The organism is Sphingomonas sp. dw_22 (assembly GCF_018449795.1).
Taxonomy (GTDB): domain Bacteria; phylum Pseudomonadota; class Alphaproteobacteria; order Sphingomonadales; family Sphingomonadaceae; genus Sphingomonas.
The window spans coordinates 1-304 of sequence record NZ_JAAVVE010000096.1 but is presented as its reverse complement, the minus strand read 5'-3'; the positions used below and the strand labels follow the sequence as shown (position 1 = coordinate 304).

The window sequence follows — 304 nt, the reverse complement described above, 5'->3', positions numbered from 1 at the left end:
CGCCCAGGGCCAGGGCGGCGCGATCATCGCGGTATCCTCGATCTCCGCCCTGGTCGGCGGCGAGTTCCAGACCCACTACACCCCCACCAAGGCCGGCCTCCACTCGCTCATGCAGTCCACGGCAATCGCGCTCGGCAGGCACAACATCCGCTGCAACTCCGTCCTCCCCGGCACCATCCTCACCGAAATCAACAAGGACGACCTCGCCGACGACGCCAAGCGCCACTACATGGAATCCCGCGTCCCTCTCGGCCGCCTCGGACAACCCGACGACATGATCGGCCCCATCGTCTTCCTCGCCTCC

General features: G+C 67.1%; 1 protein-coding gene. It reads left to right on the top strand.

The window, feature by feature from the left end; translation table 11 throughout:
• A partial coding sequence (locus tag HB724_RS20280) for an SDR family oxidoreductase (protein WP_213982756.1) occupies positions 1–304 on the top strand: 304 nt, incomplete at both ends.